We start from the raw sequence: 15,513 nt of genomic DNA, 5'->3' as shown, positions 1-15,513 counted from the left end.
ATAGGCCGTGCGCCACGGTAGACTATGACGACTGTTATAGCCAGCGGCACGGAGGGAGAATCACAGAGGTGACCACCCCAGGACGAGGCATCGCACTGCTCGGAGGAGGCTTCTCCACGGACGAGGACGGCCTCCTCGACGACTGGCTGCTGACCCAGGTGAGCAACCCGCGCCCGAGAATCTGCTTCATCCCGACAGCCAGCGGCGACGCCCCGGCCTACATCGACCGGTTCCTCGACGCCTTCCGCCCCCGGGCCTGCGAACCCACCGTCCTGCGCCTGTTCCAACGCGAACTCGACGACGAAGCCCTGCGGGCGCACGTACTCGACCAGGACGTCATCTACGTCGGCGGCGGCAACACCGCCAACCTCCTGGCGGTCTGGCGCACCCACGGCCTCGACCGCATCCTCCACGAGGCGTACGACCGCGGCACCCTGCTCTCCGGCATCAGCGCCGGCGCCAACTGCTGGGCCGAGGGCTCACACACCGACTCCTTCGGCCCCCTGACCTTCCTGCCGGACGGCCTGGGCCTGATCGAGGGATCGGTGTGCCCCCACTACGACAGTGAGCCGGGCCGTCGCGCTGGGTATCAGGAGGTCGTGGCGACAGGGGCGCTGTCCGCCGGATGGGCCCTTGAAGACGGCGTAGGTGCTCTGTTCAGGGACGGGAACCTCGTGGACGTGGTGACTCGGGTGCCTGAAGCCTGCCTGTACCGGGTCGAGCGAGTGGGGGAGCGCGGCGTGACCGAACAGGCGTTGCCGTGTGGTGTCGTCGAAGTCGGCTGAGAGACGTTGGTTCGTGGGTGCTGGTACAAGTGGATGTACGGGCCCGCCGAAAGGGGGCCGTTGGAATGGGATGCGCCGCTGCACGACACCCTCCGCGTGGCGCACAACTGAGAGGTGCGGAACCGCCCACTTGGGCTGAGCGTCGAAAGGCCATGACTGAGAGAGCTGGACGCATCATCTTCGCCCTCACGCTGGCTGGCGTGCTCACGGGCTGTGCCCAGGCCGACGATGGCGTAGACGCCGTCCGGGCGAAAGCGTCCGGCCGGACGATTCCCTTCGACCTCTATACGCATTGCGGAATCGACGAGGCGCGTATCGGCTCGACGTACTTCGAAGCGGAGACCCCGCTCTCCGATGGCTCGGGAAACCCGCCCGAGGGGTGGGACAACCCCACCCAGCGCGGCACGATGACCTTGAAGTCCGAGACGGAGGCCCTCTTTACCGACGGTGCCGGGCACGAGGTGAAGTTCCGTGCCCGGCCCGGTGCGACTGCCTTCAAGCGCATCTGCGGTTAGTTCTTTGGCGGGTCAGCGCCGGGCCAGCGTGCGGGTGAGTCCGGCAGCGATGGTCGTGGCGAGGATCCAGCCGGCGGCGATGAGCATTGCGCCCAGCCACTGCTGCCAGCTGTGCGGGTTGGGCACCGCCGCCTCGTAGCGGAGGTGTTCGACAGCGTATGCGCGCACGTCGTCGCGCGAGCCGCCGGCGCGGCAGTGGTCGACGACACGCCTGGGGGATCGAGGGCCTCGGGGTTCTTCAGTTGACGCTGGGCGCGCAGAAGTTGGTCGAGCGGTCGAAGGGCTCCCGTGCCATCGAGCCCCCCTCGCCCTCGTACTGAACCCACACCCAAGGCTCCACGTGCTCGGGCTGGGACTCGTCGCGTCCCCTCCACCACCTGCTGAGCGAGCGGATGATGACCTCGCCTTTCCGCTCCATGCGGTCGTGGGCCCGGGACTTCGTGGAGTAGTCCGGGTCGGAGGTGCCGTCGATCCGTGGCGGGCGCGCCAGGTCCGTCTCGACGTACAGCGAGACGAGGCCGGAACCGGCGGAGTCGTCGGGGCGGGCGAGTCGGGTTACGTGCTTGACCGCCTCCCGCTCGGCACGGGTCCCGTAGCGAGTCACCGCGGCCTTGAACCTCTCTGCGCTCTCGGGGTCGGCGACCAACGCGGCGGCCGTGTCGGTCGTGTGGGCCGGGTAGACCCGGATCCCCTGGCACGCCTCAGCCGCCTCGCCCGTGCCGCAAGCTGTCAGAGCCAGCAGCGCGATCGGCACCCCCATCGCGCCGCGCCATCCCGGAGCCCCCATGTCCCAGCCTCATCCTGTGCCAAATGGCCGAATCACCGAACGATCTTGAGGATCCTGGACGGCGTCAGAATGCGATGGCACTGGTCGAGGCCATGCCGCATGATCACGTCATGACGAATCCCGCTGCCTTCCGGGACCGGACCAACTGGATGGATGGCTACTACGAGCTGGCCATCGAGATCGGGTCGACCGATGACGACCGGGTCGATGAGTTGCTGCGTGCTCTCTGGGCCGCCGCGGAGGTTCAGGGATGCTTCGGGTACAGAGACCGGGAACCCGAGGAGCAGGATCCGGTGCCGTGCACCGTGGGTTCGTTGTCCGAGTTCCGGAATCTCTACGGTCGGGTGCGGCTGCCGACGGGGGAACTGGTCGTGTGCGGGTGCGTGGCGATCCGCGGTGGTGACGACGGCAGCGACTGGCTCGACTTCTACGTTCCGCTCGGCGCGCTGGATCATGCCGGTGTCGTGTACGAGACCGGTGGGTCGTTCTATCGGTCCGGTGTGCTGGACGACTGGCTGGCCGCCGTCGGGACGAGGGCATTCGACGGCGCATCCTTCGCCCTCGGCGTCGTCGGCTACGAGGTCTCCGGGTGCGCCGATGCCGCGACGCTGGCGGGTGAGTTGCCGTCGGTGCGAGGTATCGGCTATCTGGTGCCGCGGGGCGGTGTCCTGCGGTACGGCGCCGCCAACGAATGAGCCCCCGGCTGGTCAGTCCTCCGCGCGCAGTCCTGCCACCAGGAGTCCGACCAGTCGGCGCGCGTCGTAGTCCGGGTTGTTCTCCGCGCCGATGCACAAGTTCCCCACGCCCCGCATGAGTTCGAGGGCGCCGATGTCGGAGCGGACCTGGCCGGCGGTGGCCGCGGCTTGGAGGAGGTCGGTGCAGACGGGGACCAGTCGGTCGAGGAAGTAGGCGTGCAGTGTCTCGAAGCCTGCCTCGTCGGAGTGGAGCACTGCGGCCAGGCCGTGCTTGGTGACCAGGAAGTCCACGAACAGGTCGATCCATCGGCCGAGCGCGTCGTACGGCGTCGGGCGCGTCGCCAGCAGCTTCGGGCCCGCCTCGGCGCATGCCTCCACCTGGTGCCGGTACACGGCGATGATCAGATCCGCCCGGGTGGGGAAGTGGCGGTAGATCGTCGCTGTACCCACCCCGGCCTCGGCCGCGATGTCGCGCACCGGCGCCTCCACGCCGGAGGCCACGAAGACCGCTGCGGCCGCGTCGAGCAGCGTCTGCTCGTTGCGCCGGGCGTCCGCCCGTCTGGGCCGGGCCGTGCGCCCCGATCCCTCACTCACCGCGCCACTCCCTTCATGACCGCCATTGCTAAACGGGACAGTGTTCCGTATCGTCGAAACGGGACACGGTTCCGTTTGGTCATGATGCCAGAGCGGAAGACCGGTCACCAGTCATGCCTGCCCACACCACTTCACTGAGGAGACACGGTCATGCAGTACCGCACCCTGGGCCGCACCGGAGTCAAGGTCAGCGCCCTCGCCCTCGGCGCCATGAACTTCGGCCGGATCGGACACACCACCCAGGACGAGGCCACCGCCCTCGTCGACGAAGCCCTCGATGCCGGGATCAACCTCATCGACACCGCCGACTGGTACAGCGTCGGCGAGTCGGAGGAGATGGTCGGCAAGGCCATCGCCGGCCGCCGCGACGACATCGTGCTCGCCACCAAGGCCACCATGCCGATGAGCGAGGAGCCCAACCATCAGGGCGGCTCCCGCCGTTGGCTGTTCACCGCGCTCGACGACAGCCTGCGCCGCCTCGGCGTCGACCACGTCGACCTTTTCCAGATCCACCGCTGGGACCCGAGCACCAGTGACGAGGAGACCCTGTCGGCCCTCACCGACCTCCAACGCGCCGGAAAGATCCGCTACTTCGGCTCCTCCACCTTCCCCGCCCATCGCATCGTCCAGGCGCAGTGGGCCGCCCGCGAACACCGACTGAGCCGCTATGTCACCGAGCAGCCCAGCTACTCGATCCTCCAGCGCGGCATCGAGGCCCATGTCCTGCCGGTCACCGAGGAGTACGGCCTCGGCGTGCTGGCCTGGAGTCCGCTGGCCTCAGGGTGGCTGTCGGGCGCGGTTCGCGCGGGGCAGGACATCACCACCAGCCGTTCCAAGGTCCTGCCAGAGCGTTTCGATCTCTCCCGCCCCACCAACCGTGCCCGCCTCGACGCCGTGGAACAGCTCGCCGTGATCGCCGACCAGGCCGGGCTGACCATGATCCAGCTCGCCCTCGGCTTCGTGACCGCCCACCCCGCCGTCACCAGCGCCCTCATCGGCCCCCGCACCCTGGACCACCTGCGCACCCAGCTGGCCGCCGCCGACACGGTGCTCCCCGCCGATGTGCTCGACGCGATCGACACCGTCGTCGCCCCCGGCATCGACCTCGCCCCCGAGGAGAAGCACGACACCCCGCCCGCCCTGCTCGACCCGGCCCTGCGACGCCGACGCTGAAGCCGAACGAACCGAAAGGAGCGACGCCATCATGGCACCCAGTTTCGGCATCATGACGGCCCCCTCGCAGGTCGACTACGCCGACGTCCTGCGGGTCTGGCGCGAGGCCGACACCGTCCCCGAGATCGAGCACGCCTGGCTCTTCGACCACCTCATGCCGATCTTCGGCGACCCGGCCGGACCCACCTACGAAGGCTGGACCCTGCTCTCCGCCCTCGCCGCCCACACCCGGCGGCTGCGCCTCGGCGTCATGGTCACCAGCAACCGCTTCCGACCTCCGGCCCTGCTGGCCAAGATCGCCACGACCGTCGACATCGTCTCCGGCGGACGGCTGGACTTCGGCATCGGCGTCGGCTCCCGCCCCAGCCACCCGCTGGCCCGGCGCGAGTACGACGCCCACGGCCTGCCCTTCCACGACGCTGCGTACGCCGTCGCCGGCCTGGCGGAAGCCTGCACGCTGATCCGACGGCTGTGGACCGAGGACGAGCCGTTCGACTTCCACGGCACCCAGCACCGCCTCACCGGAGCCTTCGGCAGCCCCAAACCCGTCCAGCGCCCCCACCCGCCGATCCTCATCGGCGGACGCTCCTCCGCGACGCTGCGCGTGGCCGCCGAGCACGCCGACATCTGGAACATCCCGGGCGGCGACATCGACGACGTCACCCGCCGCAGCGCCCTGCTGGACCGCTACTGCAAGGACATCGGCCGCGACCCCGCCAACCTCACCCGCTCGATCCATCTGCCCGTCTCCTACGACCGCCCCGGCGACACCCGGGCGGCGATCCGCGAGGCGATCGACGCCGGCTTCCGGCACCTCGTGCTCGGCCTGCCGGCGCCGTACCCCGCGGACGTCGCCCGCTGGACGGCCGACGAGCTGATCGGCCCGTCGGCCTAGGCCCGGCCGATTGGGTCAGCCCGCCGCCGACACCTCCCCGCGCACCACCCGGGCCGCGGCGACCAGGCTCTCCAGGGAGGCGCGGGTCTCCGGCCAACCCCGGGTCTTCAGACCGCAGTCGGGGTTGACCCAAAGCCGCTCGGCGGGGATCGCCCGCAGCCCGGTCCGCAGCAGGTCCGCCACCTCCGCCACGTCCGGAACACGCGGCGAGTGGATGTCGTACACCCCGGGCCCGGCCTCGCGCGGATAGCCGTGCGCGGCCAGCTCACGGGCCACCTGCATATGGGAGCGGGCCGCCTCCAGGCTGATGACATCGGCGTCGAGATCGTCGATGGCCCGCACGATGTCACCGAACTCGGCGTAGCACATGTGCGTGTGGATCTGGGTGTCCGGCCGGACCCCGCCGGTGCTGAGCCGGAACGCCTCGGTCGCCCACGCCAGGTACTGCGCACGGTCGGCGGCGCGCAGCGGCAGCGTCTCGCGCAGCGCGGGCTCGTCCACCTGGATCACCGAACTGCCCGCCGCCTCCAGGTCGTTCACCTCGTCCCGCAGGGCGAGCGCGACCTGCCGGGCGGTCTCGGCGAGCGGCTGGTCGTCCCGGACGAAGGACCAGGCGAGCATGGTGACGGGACCGGTGAGCATCCCCTTGACCGGGCGGCCGGTGAGCGATTGGGCGTACGTCGTCCAGCGCACCGTCATCGGCCCGGGACGGGAGATGTCACCGGCCAGGATGGGCGGGCGGACGCAGCGGGTGCCGTACGACTGGACCCAGCCGTGCTGGGTGGCGAGGTAGCCGGTGAGGCGCTCGGCGAAGTACTGGACCATGTCGTTGCGTTCGGGTTCGCCGTGCACCAGCACATCGAGGCCGGCCTTCTCCTGGAAGGAGATCACCTCCTGGATCTCGGCCCGGATGCGCTCCTCGTATCCGGCCACGTCGATCCGGCCTGCCCGCAAGCCGGCCCGGGCGGTGCGCAGTTCACCGGTCTGTGGGAAGGAGCCGATGGTGGTCGTCGGCAACAGCGGCAGGCCGAGCAGGGCGTGCTGCGCTGCCGCGCGTTCGGCGTACGGCTGGGAGCGGCGCGTGTCGGTGTCGGTGACCGCGGCGGCGCGGGCGCGTACGTCCGGGTCGTGGGTCATGGGGGAGCGGGTGCGGGAGGCCAAGTCCGCTCGGTTCGCGGCGAGTTCGGCGGCGATGGCGTCGGTGCCGCGGGTCAGGCCCTTGGCGAGGGTGGCGATCTCGGCGGTCTTCTGCCGGGCGAAGGCGAGCCAGCGCAGGATCTGCGGGTCGATGTCCCGCTCGGCCGCCGTGTCGAGGGGGACGTGGAGCAGCGAGCAGGAGGCGGCGACGTCGACTCGGTCGGCGAGTCCGAGCAGGGTGCCGAGGGTGGTGAGCGACCTTGCAAGGTCGTTGACCCACACATTGCGGCCGTCGACGACTCCGGCGACCAGGCGCTTGCCGGGCAGTCCGCCGACCCGGGCGAGTTCTTCGAGGCTGCCGGTTGCGGTGAAGTCGAGGGCGAGCCCGTCGATCGGGGCCTTGGCCAGCACCGGCAAGGCCTCGCCGAGCCGGCCGAAGTAGGAGGCAGCCAGGAGCTTCGGCCGGTCGGTGAGCGCGCCGAGGCCCTGATAGGCGCGGGCGGCGGCGCCGAGTTCGGCCGGCGTGCGGTCCTGCACGAGGGCGGGCTCGTCGAGCTGCACCCATGCGGCGCCCGCCGCGCGCAGATCGGCGAGGATCTCGGCGTACACCGGCAGCAGCCGGTCCAGGAGGGTGAGCGGATCGAAGCCCGGGGCCACCCCGGGCGCGGGCTTGGCGAGGAGGAGGTAGGTGACGGGGCCGACGAGAACGGGCCGGGGTGTGAGCCCGAGCGCGAGAGCCTCGCGCAGCTCGCCGACCTGCTTGCCGGAGTCGGCGGTGAACACCGTGTCCGGCCCCAACTCGGGTACCAGGTAGTGATAGTTGGTGTCGAACCACTTGGTCATCTCCAGCGGGGCGACGTCCTGTGTCCCGCGTGCCATGGCGAAGTACCCGTCGAGCGGGTCCGCTTCCAGGGCTGCCCGGTGGCGGCCGGGGATCGCGCCGAGCATGACGGTGGCGTCCAGGACGTGGTCGTAGAACGAGAAGTCACCGGTGGGGACTTCGTCGATGCCGGCCTCGGCCAGCTGTCGCCAGGTGCCGCGGCGCAGCTCGGCGCCGGTGGCGTGGAGGGCGTCGGCGGAGACGCGGCCCTTCCAGTAGCCCTCGACGGCCTGCTTCAGCTCCCGGTTCGGGCCCTGCCGGGGGTAGCCGTACACGGTGGCCGTCGCCGCGGCTGCTGTGGGTTCGGTGGTCACGGAGATCTCCTTCGCGAGATGGATCCCTGAGATCCCGGTGACGGGACGAGAGCGCGAAGGGGCGACGGACCGGGCGGGCGCGCTCGCTGCCGCTCCGCCTGGTGTGCACGCCGACCCGCCCTCGGGGTCACCGGGATGTCCGCGCACGAGTGGTCCGCACACGGGCAGTTGGCAGGTCTTCGGACTCGCGGGCACGTTCTCCTGGCGGAGCACTCCTACTGGCCGTCGCTTCCCGGACCCGGTACGTCGGGTCCAGTGCGTATGACGGCGGTCGTTCCCACTCACCGCTGCGGGGCAGTCCCGGATTCCCACCGGGTTCCCTCTTACGACGCTCCCGTCTGGCGGACGGGGCGAACCAGCTGCGACGCCAACTCTAGTTCAGTACACGTGGAACCCCCGCCCGGTTTTGCGCCCCAGCAGCCCGGCCTCGACCATCCGCCGCAGCAGCGGGGGAGTGGCGTGGAGGGGCTCCTTGAACTCCTCGTACAGCGCCTCGGCGATCGCGGCCACGGTGTCGAGACCGATCAGGTCCGCCAGCTTCAACGGGCCCATGGGGTGGGCGCAGCCCAGCTCCATCGCGGTGTCGATGTCGGTGGCCGTGGCGAATCCGGACTCCGCCATCCGGATCCCGGCGAGCAGGTACGGGACGAGCAGGGCGTTGACCACGAAGCCCGCCCGGTCCCGGGAGTGGACGACCGTCTTGCCCAGGGTGTCGTCGGCGAAGTCCGCCACGACGGCGACCGTCCGCGGCGCCGTGTGCAGGGTGGACACCACCTCGACCAGCGGCAGCACCGGCACCGGATTGAAGAAGTGCAGGCCCACCACCCGGTCCGCGCGGCTCGTGGCCATGCCGAGCCGCATCACCGGGAGGGAGGAGGTGTTGGTCGCCAGGACGGCCGCCGGATCCTGGACGATCTTGTCCAGTGCGGCGAACACCTCCGTCTTGGCACCGGGGTTCTCGATGACGGCCTCGACGACGAGCTGCCGGTCGGCCATGTCCTCCAGGGTTCCGGTGAAGGTGAGACGGGCGAGGGCGTCCTTCGCGGCGGCCGGGTCCAGCTTGCCGCGTCGCACGGCGCGCTCCAGGGAGGCGGCCACCCGCTCCCGGGCGGCGCGGGCGGCCATGGCGTCGGCCTCGCAGACCACCGTGTCGAGTCCGGCCCGTGCGCACACCTCGGCGATGCCCGCGCCCATCTGTCCACCGCCGACCACTCCCACGCGCCGGATGCCGCCGCTCATGAGCCTGTCTCCGCGTGCCGCACCAGATGGCGGGTGTAGGCCTCCGGGGTGAAGAAGGGCGGCAACTCACCGCTGAGTGCCGTGCGTTGGAAGAGCGCGCGGATGTCCTCGACGGGCGCCGACGGGTCCTCCGCCCGCAGCGCCGCGATCTCGGTGTCGAGCAGCTCCAGCACCGTCTCCCGGTCGATCACCCGGTGCCGCAGCCACTGCCAGATCTGCACCCGGGCGATCTCGGCGGTCGCCGCGTCCTCCATCAGCCCGTACAGCGCGACCGCCCCCTGTCCCCGTAGCCACGCGGCGAAGTAGCGCAGCGCGACAGCGATGTCGGCGCGCACACCGTCGGGGGTCGGCGGGCCGCTGATCCGGCGCACCGAGAGCAGGTCCACCGCCCGCACGTCCACGTCGTCGCGCGTCCGGTCGATCTGGTGCGGTCGTTCGCCGAGCACGCCGTCGAAGACCTCACGGCAGACGGGCACGAGGTCCGGGTGGGCCACCCAGGAGCCGTCGAAGCCGTCCTCCGCCTCCCGCTCCTTGTCCAGCCGGACCGTGGCGAGCGCCGCCGCCCGTGCCTCGGGGTCCGCCCCGGGCACCTGGGCGGCCATGCCGCCGATGGCGTGTGCGCCGCGCTTGTGGCAGGTGCGCACAAGCAGTTCGGTGTACGCCCGCAGGAACGGTGCGGTCATGGTCACCCTCGCCCGGTCCGGGAGGAGGAAGTCGGAGCGGTGTCCGAAGGTCTTGATCAGGCTGAACAGGTAGTCCCAACGGCCCGCGTTGAGCCCGGCGCTGTGCTCCCGCAGCTCGTGGAGGATCTCCTCCATCTCGAAGGCGGCGGTGATCGTCTCGATCAGCACGGTGGCACGGACGGTGCCGCGCGGTATGCCGAGCAGGTCCTGGGCCTTGACGAAGATGTCGTTCCACAGCCGGGCCTCGTAGCGGTTCTCCAGCTTGGGCAGGTAGAAGTACGGGCCGTGCCCGGCGTCGATCTGGCGCTGGGCGCAGTGGAAGAAGTACAGGCCGAAGTCGACGAGTGCGGCGGGCACCGGCCGCCCCTCGAACTCCAGGTGCTCTTCGTCCAGATGCCAGCCGCGCGGCCGGACCACGATCGTGGCGAGCCGCTCGCCGAGCCGGTACTCCCTGCCCTGCGGGGTGGTGAAGTCGATCCGGCGCTCGATGGCGTCGAGGAGGTTGAGCTGGCCGCCGACGATGTGGTCCCACAGCGGGGACGTGGCGTCCTCGAAGTCGGCCATCCAGACCTCGGCACCGGAGTTGAGGGCGTTGACCGTCATCCGCCGGTCCGGTGGGCCGGTGATCTCGACCCGCCGGTCGGTCAGCCCGGGCGCGGGCGGTGCGACCCGCCAGCCGGGGTCGTCCCGGACGGCGGCGGTGACCAGGGGGAAGTCGAGCGGTGAGCCGATGGCCAGCCGCAGGGCCTGCCGGCGCCGTTCCTTCATCAGGTCCTGGCGGCGCGGGCCGAACTCGGCGGCCAGACGGCCCACGAAGTGGAGGGCGGCGGGCGTGAGGATCTCGTCGTGCCGGTGGCCGGGGGGCGCGAGCACGCGGACGCGGTGCGTGAGAACGCTGGTGGGCATGGGCTTCTCCTGAACGGGGCGCGGGTGCGGGCCTAGTGGAACTGCTCTTCCTCCGTGGACCCGGCGAGCGCGGTCGTCGACGACGCGGGGTTCACGGCGGTGGAGACGAGGTCGAAGTAACCGGTGCCGACCTCGCGTTGGTGCTTTACCGCGGTGAAGCCGTGCTCCTGGGCCGCGAACTCCCGCTCCTGGAGGTCGACGTAGGCGGTCATGCCGTGCTCGGCGTAGCCGCGGGCGAGATCGAACATGCCGTGGTTGAGGGAGTGGAACCCGGCCAGGGTGATGAACTGGAACCGGTAGCCCATCGCCCCCAGCTCCCGCTGGAACTTGGCGATCTGGTCGTCGTCCAGCGCGGCCCTCCAGTTGAAGGAGGGCGAGCAGTTGTAGGCGAGCATCCGATCCGGGTACCGCGCGTGGATCGCCTCGGCGAACTCACGGGCCTGGGCGAGGTCGGGTGTGCCGGTCTCCACCCAGATCAGGTCGGCGTACGGGGCGTAGGCCAGGCCGCGGGCGATGACCGGGGCCATGCCGTTGCGGACCCGGTAGAAACCCTCGGCGGTCCGCTCGCCGGTGACGAACTCCGCGTCACGCTCGTCGACATCGGTGGTGAGGAGGTTGGCCGCCAGGGCGTCCGTACGGGCGACGATCACCGTCGGGACGTCGGCGATGTCGGCGGCGAGGCGGGCCGCGTTGAGGGTGCGGATGTGCTGGGAGGTGGGCACGAGCACCTTGCCGCCAAGGTGGCCGCACTTCTTCTCCGAGGCGAGCTGGTCCTCGTAGTGGATGCCGGCCGCCCCGGCCGCGATCATCGCCTTGGTCAGCTCGAAGGCGTTCAGCGGACCGCCGAACCCGGCCTCGGCGTCGGCGACGATCGGCGCGAGCCAGTCCGTGGTGTCCCCGGTGTTCTCGGCGGCGGCTATCTGGTCGGCGCGCATGAGGGCGTTGTTGATACGACGGACCACCTGCGGCACCGAGTTGGCCGGGTACAGGCTCTGGTCGGGGTAGGTGTGACCGGCCTGGTTGGCATCGGCGGCGACCTGCCAGCCGGACAGGTAGATCGCCTGGAGCCCGGCCTTCACCTGCTGGACGGCCTGCCCGCCGGTGAGCGCGCCGAGCGCGTGGACGTAGTCCCGCTCGTGCAGCTGACGCCAGAGCCGCTCGGCGCCCCGGCGGGCCAGGGTGTGTTCCTCACGGACGCTGCCGGACAGGCGGATCACGTCCTGAGCCGTGTAGGTGCGCTCGATGCCCTGCCACCGTGGGTCGGTGGCCCAGCGCCGCGCGAGTTCCTCGGCCGCCCGCGTCCTCGCCTCTGCCATGACTGTCACCGTCTCCTCGGTCTGTGTGCACGTGCCAATACCCGTCGCCAGGGCGGAAGAGCGGTGGCACCGCGTGTCGTTGGTCTGCTGCGAACTGTCGTGATCAGGACCGCAGCGGCAACTCTGACAGTGGCACTGAGTGTCAACAACCGTGGACGAATGCCAAGTTCTGCGAATCTTCGAGGCGCCGATTGCCAACTTTGCGAAGGGTGAATCGCGGTGCTGATCGCGTACGCTGTCCGGAACCGGACGGGGAGGACGAGGTGGCGGGCAAGACGTACGCGGGGGCGCGTCTGCGACGCCTGCGCGAGGAACGGCGGATGAGCCAGGCCCAACTGGCCCGGGTCCTCGGCATCTCGCCCAGCTATCTCAACCAGATGGAACACGACTCCCGGCCGCTCACCGTCCCCGTCCTGCTCCGGCTGACTGAGGCCTTCGGCGTCGACCCGGGCTTCTTCTCCGAACGGGACACCACCCGGCTGGTGGCGGACCTGCGCGAAGCGCTCACGCAGGAACTCGCCGAGTCCCGGGTGTCCCCGGCCGACCTCGCCGACGTCGCGGGGCGCATGCCCGCCGTGGCCCAGGTGCTGCTGGACCTCGCCCGGCGCAACCAGCTGCTCTCCGAGCGGCTCGCCGGAGCGACGGACGCCCGTGAGCGCGACCGCACGACGGCGCTCTCACCCCACGAGGAGATGCGGGACTTCTTCTATCGCCGCCAGAACTACCTGCACGACACAGACGTCGCCGCCGAACGCCTCGCCGGTGAACTCGGCATCCGGCCGGGCGAGGTGCTCGGCGCCCTGACCGCGCGCCTGGCCGACACCCACGGTGTGCGCCTGGCCGCGCAGGCCGGTGACCAACTGCACCGCTACGACGACATGACCCGCACCCTGCACCTGTCGACCCACCTGCGGCCCGGACAGCGCGCCTTCCGCATGGCGACCCAGCTCGCCCTGCTGGAACACGGCGAGGACCTCGACCGTCAGGCCGCCGAGGACTTCCCGACCGGGTCGCCCACCCACGCCCTGGCCCGCATCGGCGCAGCGCACTACTTCGCCGCCGCGCTGATCCTCCCGTACACCGCCTTCCACGCGGCCGCCGAGGAGTTCCGCTACGACATCGAGCGCCTCACCGACCGCTACGGCCTCGGCTACGAGACCGTCTGCCACCGCCTGAGCACTCTTCAGCGGCCCCGATTGCGGGGCGTGCCGTTCTCGTTCGTCCGGGTGGACCGCGCCGGGAACATGTCCAAACGGCAGTCGGCGACCGGCTTCCACTTCTCCCGGGCCGGCGGCACCTGCCCGCTCTGGAACGTCTACGAGGCATTCGCCGCACCCGGCCGCATCCACCTCCAGGTCGCCGAAATGCCGGACGGACAGCGCTACTTGTGGACGGCCCGCGCGGTCACCCGGCACCGCGGCGGATGGGGAGAGCCCGGCAAGACGTACGCCATCGGGCTCGGCTGCGAGATCCGCCATGCCCACCGGCTGGTCTACTCCGACGGACTCGACCTGGCCAACGACTCCGCGGTGACCGCCATCGGCATGGGGTGCCGGGTGTGTGAGCGGCTGGAGTGCCCGCAGCGGGCCGCGCCGCCGCTCGGCCGTTCCCTGCGCATCGACCAGAACAGCAGCACCTTCGTGCCGTACCCGGTCACGGACCCCTCATGACCGACGGGTCAGCGGGCCTGATCGGAGGCGCGCCGCCCGAGCCTGCGGCCCCCGGCCTCCCGGGCCACCCGCACCCGTTCCGTCACCCCGTCGACCACCGCGCACACCGCGCAGCCCGAGCCCGCACAGGCATGGGCGGCGCCCAGCTCGGCGAGGGCCGTGCCGACGCCGTCCAGCACCCGGAGCAGTTCCTCGACGGTGCCCAACAGGGCGCGCACTCGGGCGCTCTGGCCGCCCACCTGTCGGCGCGTGGCCAGTAACCGGGCGAATTCCTCGCCGGACACGGCGACCAGCTCCTGCCCGTCGATCACGACCGGACGGCCCTGAGGTGCGTCAGCCATCGGCCGGTATCGGTGCGGCCAGGGCGGCGAGCTCCTCAGGGGTACGCGGACCTGCCGCGCCGCCGCTCAGCAGGCCCTGTCCTCGCAGCAGTTCGGCCGCCGCGACACCCCACGGCAACCGCAGTCCGGCCTCGCGCAGGAGATCGGTGCGGGCCAGCATCTCGGGTGCGGGGCCCGTGCGGGCGCCGCCCGGTGTGAGGAGCGCCGCGTCGTCGGCCCAGCGCAGGGCGAGGTCGACGTCATGGGTGGCCATGACCACGGTCGTGCCGCTCGCACGCAGTCCGTCGAGCGTGGCCAGCAGCCGCTCCTGCCCGTCCGGGTCGAGCCCGGCGGTGGGCTCGTCGAGGATCAGCACCCGGGGCCGCATCGCCACGGCACCGGCGATCGCGGTCCGCTTGCGCTGCCCGTAGGAGAGCAGATGGGTGGGCCGTTCGGCGAGGGCCGTGATGTCCAGCGCGGCGAGCGCCTCCTCGACCCGCGCGCGCACCTCGGCATCGGAGAGCCCGAGGTTGAGCGGTCCGAAGGACACGTCCTGCCCGACCGAGGCGGCGAACAGCTGGTCGTCGGGATCCTGCACCACCAACTGGACGGTCGTCCGCAACCGGGTCAGCCCCTTGCGGTCGTACGACACCGTCCGCCCCTCGACGGTGAGTTGGCCCTCGCGCGGCCGAAGTCCCCCGCTCAGCAGCCGCATCAGCGTCGTTTTGCCGCTGCCGTTACGGCCGAGCAGCGCCAGCGCCCGCCCCTCGCGCACCTCGAAGTCCAGGCCGTCGAGCACCGTCGGCCCTTCCTCGTAGGCGTAGGACGCGCCGCTGAGGGCGACCAACTCGGTCATGACAGGGGACCTTCCAGTACGAGGGTGAGGGTGACCAGCGCCACGAGGAGCGCGCAGCTGGCTGCCGTGAAACGGACCGATACCCGAGCCTCGGGCACCAGCACGCGCAGCGTGCCGTCGTAGCCGCGCCCGGCCAGCCCCGCCTGAAGCCGGGTGGCCCGGTCGAAGGCGCGCACGAACGCGGTGGCCCCGAGCCCGCCCAGGGACCGCCAGCTCGCGGCCCGCGTGGTGTGCCCGAGCCGCGCGCCCTGGGCGTCCCGGATCCGCCGCATGGAGTCCAGCAGCAGAAAGCTCATCCGGTACGTCACCAGTGCCACGTCGACCACGGCCGCGGGCACCCCGGCCTTCACCAGCCGCGGCAGCAGATCCGACATGGGCGTGGTGAACGCGAACAGCAGCACACCGAGGGAGGCCGCCGACGTACGCAGCAACAACTCCCCGGCCCGCATGGCACCGTCATCGGCGAGGGAGACGAAGCCCTCCGGCCCGCCCACCTGGACCAGCAGCGTGGCCGCGCCGGTGACGCAGAAGCCCAGCGGCACCCGGTAGGCCCGCCACAGTTTCCGGCCCGGCACGCCCGCCGGACCCAGCAGCACCACGAGCGCGGTCGCCAGGACCAGCGCGGCGCCCGGCCAGGGCGGCAGGGAGATCGCGAGCACGGTGAGACCGAGCCCGAGCACGGCCTTGTCCACGGGATGGCGGCGGCGCCAGCGACTGCTGTGCGCAGCCGCGTCGATCGGCAGCACGA

16 protein-coding genes and 1 riboswitch are annotated in these 15,513 nt (G+C 71.2%); of the genes, 6 read left to right on the top strand and 10 right to left on the bottom strand.

Going from position 1 to position 15,513, the window contains the following annotated elements; genetic code table 11:
• The first annotated feature begins 68 nt into the window (after nt 1-68).
• A complete protein-coding gene (locus tag BN159_RS03435) occupies nt 69-785 on the top strand; it encodes a Type 1 glutamine amidotransferase-like domain-containing protein (protein ID WP_015655506.1) in 717 nt (238 codons plus the stop codon).
• A gap of 152 nt (nt 786-937) precedes the next feature.
• The gene (locus BN159_RS03430) at nt 938-1,300 is read left to right on the top strand and encodes a hypothetical protein (RefSeq protein ID WP_015655505.1); all 363 of its coding nucleotides are present in this window, start codon (nt 938-940) and stop codon (nt 1,298-1,300) included.
• Between the two features lie 12 nt (nt 1,301-1,312).
• On the opposite strand, the gene BN159_RS45635 is transcribed toward BN159_RS03430, so the two are convergent.
• Both BN159_RS45635 and BN159_RS03425 read right to left on the bottom strand, forming a co-directional pair.
• Nucleotides 1,313-1,468 carry a hypothetical protein gene (locus BN159_RS45635; protein WP_157901069.1) on the bottom strand — a complete coding sequence of 52 codons (156 nt, stop codon included), beginning with the start codon at nt 1,466-1,468 and terminating at the stop codon, nt 1,313-1,315.
• Nucleotides 1,469-1,538: 70 nt separating this feature from the next.
• Complete coding sequence (locus tag BN159_RS03425; protein WP_015655503.1) at nt 1,539-2,087, bottom strand: hypothetical protein; 549 nt, start codon at nt 2,085-2,087, stop codon at nt 1,539-1,541.
• A 23-nt stretch (nt 2,088-2,110) separates the two neighbouring features.
• Here BN159_RS03425 and BN159_RS03420 point away from each other — a divergent pair, with 23 nt between their 5' ends.
• Nucleotides 2,111-2,782 carry a hypothetical protein gene (locus BN159_RS03420; protein ID WP_231905570.1) on the top strand — a complete coding sequence of 224 codons (672 nt, stop codon included), beginning with the start codon at nt 2,111-2,113 and terminating at the stop codon, nt 2,780-2,782.
• A gap of 12 nt (nt 2,783-2,794) precedes the next feature.
• Here BN159_RS03420 and BN159_RS03415 read toward each other — a convergent pair whose 3' ends face one another.
• Nucleotides 2,795-3,376, bottom strand: coding sequence for a TetR/AcrR family transcriptional regulator (locus BN159_RS03415; protein ID WP_015655501.1), 582 nt, complete (start codon nt 3,374-3,376; stop codon nt 2,795-2,797).
• Between the two features lie 150 nt (nt 3,377-3,526).
• Here BN159_RS03415 and BN159_RS03410 point away from each other — a divergent pair, with 150 nt between their 5' ends.
• Both BN159_RS03410 and BN159_RS03405 read left to right on the top strand, forming a co-directional pair.
• A complete protein-coding gene (locus tag BN159_RS03410) occupies nt 3,527-4,549 on the top strand; it encodes an aldo/keto reductase (protein ID WP_015655500.1) in 1,023 nt (340 codons plus the stop codon).
• Between the two features lie 31 nt (nt 4,550-4,580).
• Complete coding sequence (locus tag BN159_RS03405) at nt 4,581-5,444, top strand: LLM class flavin-dependent oxidoreductase (RefSeq protein WP_015655499.1); 864 nt, start codon at nt 4,581-4,583, stop codon at nt 5,442-5,444.
• 15 nt (nt 5,445-5,459) lie between these two features.
• Here the strand turns inward: BN159_RS03405 and metE are convergent, their stop codons facing one another.
• From metE to aceA, 4 genes are all read right to left on the bottom strand, one after another.
• Entirely contained in the window at nt 5,460-7,775 is a 2,316-nt protein-coding gene (metE, locus tag BN159_RS03400) for a 5-methyltetrahydropteroyltriglutamate--homocysteine S-methyltransferase (RefSeq protein WP_015655498.1), read from the bottom strand.
• Between the two features lie 153 nt (nt 7,776-7,928).
• Nucleotides 7,929-8,151: riboswitch (cobalamin riboswitch) on the bottom strand.
• Between the two features lie 2 nt (nt 8,152-8,153).
• On the bottom strand, nt 8,154-9,014 hold the full coding sequence (locus BN159_RS03395) for a 3-hydroxybutyryl-CoA dehydrogenase (RefSeq protein ID WP_015655497.1): 861 nt from the start codon (nt 9,012-9,014) through the stop codon (nt 8,154-8,156).
• A complete protein-coding gene (gene aceB / locus BN159_RS03390) occupies nt 9,011-10,603 on the bottom strand; it encodes a malate synthase A (RefSeq protein ID WP_015655496.1) in 1,593 nt (530 codons plus the stop codon). The genes BN159_RS03395 and aceB overlap by 4 nt, the downstream gene beginning before the upstream one ends.
• 32 nt (nt 10,604-10,635) lie before the next feature.
• Entirely contained in the window at nt 10,636-11,919 is a 1,284-nt protein-coding gene (gene aceA, locus BN159_RS03385) for an isocitrate lyase (RefSeq protein ID WP_015655495.1), read from the bottom strand.
• 320 nt (nt 11,920-12,239) lie between these two features.
• Here aceA and BN159_RS03380 point away from each other — a divergent pair, with 320 nt between their 5' ends.
• On the top strand, nt 12,240-13,589 hold the full coding sequence (locus BN159_RS03380) for a short-chain fatty acyl-CoA regulator family protein (RefSeq protein WP_051113621.1): 1,350 nt from the start codon (nt 12,240-12,242) through the stop codon (nt 13,587-13,589).
• An 8-nt stretch (nt 13,590-13,597) separates the two neighbouring features.
• Here the strand turns inward: BN159_RS03380 and BN159_RS03375 are convergent, their stop codons facing one another.
• The 3 genes from BN159_RS03375 to cbiQ are packed head-to-tail and all read right to left on the bottom strand — an operon-like array spanning nt 13,598 to nt 15,511.
• Nucleotides 13,598-13,930, bottom strand: a complete 333-nt coding sequence (locus tag BN159_RS03375; RefSeq protein ID WP_041818782.1) for a hypothetical protein — start codon at nt 13,928-13,930, stop codon at nt 13,598-13,600.
• On the bottom strand, nt 13,923-14,765 hold the full coding sequence (locus BN159_RS03370) for an energy-coupling factor ABC transporter ATP-binding protein (RefSeq protein WP_015655492.1): 843 nt from the start codon (nt 14,763-14,765) through the stop codon (nt 13,923-13,925). The genes BN159_RS03375 and BN159_RS03370 overlap by 8 nt, the downstream gene beginning before the upstream one ends.
• Nucleotides 14,762-15,511 carry a cobalt ECF transporter T component CbiQ gene (gene cbiQ, locus BN159_RS03365; RefSeq protein WP_015655491.1) on the bottom strand — a complete coding sequence of 250 codons (750 nt, stop codon included), beginning with the start codon at nt 15,509-15,511 and terminating at the stop codon, nt 14,762-14,764. The genes BN159_RS03370 and cbiQ overlap by 4 nt, the downstream gene beginning before the upstream one ends.
• Between the last annotated feature and the right edge of the window lie 2 nt (nt 15,512-15,513).

This window comes from Streptomyces davaonensis JCM 4913, from assembly GCF_000349325.1.
Taxonomy (GTDB): Bacteria; Actinomycetota; Actinomycetes; order Streptomycetales; family Streptomycetaceae; genus Streptomyces; species Streptomyces davaonensis.
Note: the sequence above shows the minus strand (reverse complement) of the source record. Positions and strands in the feature narration are given on the sequence as shown.

What these genes read in the sequence shown, in the direction of transcription:
- BN159_RS03430 (WP_015655505.1), top strand. Translation starts at nt 938, where the DNA reads ATGACTGAGAGAGCTGGACGCATCATCTTCGCCCTCACGCTGGCTGGC.
- BN159_RS03425 (WP_015655503.1), bottom strand. Translation starts at nt 2,087, where the DNA reads ATGGGGGCTCCGGGATGGCGCGGCGCGATGGGGGTGCCGATCGCGCTG.
- BN159_RS03420 (WP_231905570.1), top strand. Translation starts at nt 2,111, where the DNA reads ATGGCCGAATCACCGAACGATCTTGAGGATCCTGGACGGCGTCAGAAT.
- BN159_RS03410 (WP_015655500.1), top strand. Translation starts at nt 3,527, where the DNA reads ATGCAGTACCGCACCCTGGGCCGCACCGGAGTCAAGGTCAGCGCCCTC.
- BN159_RS03405 (WP_015655499.1), top strand. Translation starts at nt 4,581, where the DNA reads ATGGCACCCAGTTTCGGCATCATGACGGCCCCCTCGCAGGTCGACTAC.
- BN159_RS03395 (WP_015655497.1), bottom strand. Translation starts at nt 9,014, where the DNA reads ATGAGCGGCGGCATCCGGCGCGTGGGAGTGGTCGGCGGTGGACAGATG.
- aceB (WP_015655496.1), bottom strand. Translation starts at nt 10,603, where the DNA reads ATGCCCACCAGCGTTCTCACGCACCGCGTCCGCGTGCTCGCGCCCCCC.
- aceA (WP_015655495.1), bottom strand. Translation starts at nt 11,919, where the DNA reads ATGGCAGAGGCGAGGACGCGGGCGGCCGAGGAACTCGCGCGGCGCTGG.
- BN159_RS03380 (WP_051113621.1), top strand. Translation starts at nt 12,240, where the DNA reads ATGAGCCAGGCCCAACTGGCCCGGGTCCTCGGCATCTCGCCCAGCTAT.
- BN159_RS03375 (WP_041818782.1), bottom strand. Translation starts at nt 13,930, where the DNA reads ATGGCTGACGCACCTCAGGGCCGTCCGGTCGTGATCGACGGGCAGGAG.
- BN159_RS03370 (WP_015655492.1), bottom strand. Translation starts at nt 14,765, where the DNA reads ATGACCGAGTTGGTCGCCCTCAGCGGCGCGTCCTACGCCTACGAGGAA.